This window comes from Phenylobacterium sp. (genome assembly GCF_031425575.1).
Classification (GTDB): domain Bacteria; phylum Pseudomonadota; class Alphaproteobacteria; order Caulobacterales; family Caulobacteraceae; genus Phenylobacterium.
Genome location: NZ_JANPJP010000025.1, coordinates 1 through 1,676, shown reverse-complemented (window position 1 = coordinate 1,676; position 1,676 = coordinate 1). Strand labels below are relative to the sequence as shown.

Genomic DNA, 1,676 nt, shown 5'->3' with positions numbered 1-1,676 from the left:
GGACCGCGCGAGGTCCCAGGGGTTGCGGGTGGGGCCAAATCCGGTGGGTTCGGTGGTGGGCAGGAAGCCGTGCTCCGGGGTCGAGGACTTGCCGATCACATTCACCCCGGCGCGGTCGTAAGCGTCGCTCAACAGCGGCTGTCGCGTGGCCGGCGGCATCGCGAGCATGGCCCGTGAACCTGAGCGGGTCGGCAAACCCTTGTAATCATTTAAATCTTTTATCAGGAACGGGACGCCGGCATAGGGACCGGTCATGGCCGCGACCTGACCCCGCTCCAGCGCCCGGTCGAAATCCGACGCCACCAGGAAATTCAGCTTCGGCTGCAGTTTCAGCGCCCGATCCACGGCGCCCTTGGCGGCCTCCAGCGCCGACATCTGGCCCGTTCGGATCATCGCCGCTGTCTCGGTAGCGTCCGGCCAGGCCGACTTGACGGCCGGCGCCTTGGCCCGCGCCTCGGCCGCAACGCCGGCGAAGGCCAACGCACTGAAGGCGCGGCGTGTGATCCTGGTCATGGTGTCCCCCCTCGGCTGGACTGTTCGCCGTCCACCCCCAGACTTGACCTCCCGGACGCCAAGTCTGCAACACTTGAGACCAATAGCTCTGGTAGCGTACCGTCGTTTCCTGGGGAGGACGCGCATGAAGCCCATGTTAGCCATGGCCGCTGTAACGGCGGCAGGGGTGTTGGCGTTCGGCTTTGGAGCTGGCGCGCCGCTGCGCGCCGCCGATGTGGCGCCCCCGCGGGTGGATGACTTTCAGCTGACCGACCACACCCGCCTCGCGCACCAGCTTTACTACTATGGCTATGCGCCGGCGATCGTGTTGATGACCCGGCAGAACGGCTCTGGGGTCTCCACGGCCCGCTCCGCCGAGCTGCAGAACATCGCCGCCGGCTACCAGGCCCGCGGCGTGTTGTTCTTCCTGCTGGACTCCAACCTGGCCGACACGCGCGACGCGGCGGCTTCGGCGGCGGCCAAAGAGGGCCTCACACTGCCGATCCTGATGGACGAGCAACAGCTTGTGGGCGAGCAGCTGGGCGTAAAGCGGGAAGGGGAGGTTTTTGTCATCAACCCAAAAACCTGGGCCGTGGCCTACCGCGGACCCTTGTCGAATTCGGTGGCGGCGTTGGACGCCGTGCTGGCGGGCCAGCCTGTGGCTCGGTCGCAGATCGAGGTCACCGAAGGCCGCGCCGTGAGCTTCCCCGAACAGGCCCGCGCAGCCGCCTTCGCCAGGATCTCCTACGCCCGGGAAATCGCTCCGATCCTGCAGGAAAAGTGCGTGTCCTGCCACCTTACCGGCGGTATCGGCCCCTTCGCCATGGACAGCTATGAAGTGGTCAAGGGCTTCTCGCCGATGATCCGGGAGACCATCCGCACGCGCCGGATGCCACCCTACTTCGCCGATCCGCACATCGGCGCGTTCAAGAACGACCAGGGCCTGACCGCCGCCGAGACCAAGACCTTGGTCCACTGGATCGAGGCTGGGGCTCCGCGCAGCGACGGGGCTGATCCCCTGCTGGCCAACGCCGGGCGGGTGACTGCTGAATGGCCGGAAAACCTCGGCAAGCCGGACGTCGTCGTGGATCTGCCAGCTTTCAAGGTGCCAGCCAGCGGCCTGGTGGAATACCAGTTCATGCGGGTGGACAATCCGTTCCCGGCCAATACCTGGCTGAAGGCCA

General features: G+C 66.5%; 2 protein-coding genes. One reads left to right on the top strand and one right to left on the bottom strand.

What is annotated here, in order from left to right:
- Positions 1–513: amidase family protein (locus RMO97_RS01210; protein ID WP_310538737.1), on the bottom strand; the 513-nt coding region annotated here is incomplete at its 3' end.
- A gap of 124 nt (positions 514–637) precedes the next feature.
- On the opposite strand from RMO97_RS01210, the gene RMO97_RS01205 reads away from it, so the two are divergent.
- Positions 638–1,676 (top strand): redoxin domain-containing protein (locus RMO97_RS01205; RefSeq protein ID WP_310538736.1); only part of this gene is annotated, 1,039 nt, incomplete at its 3' end.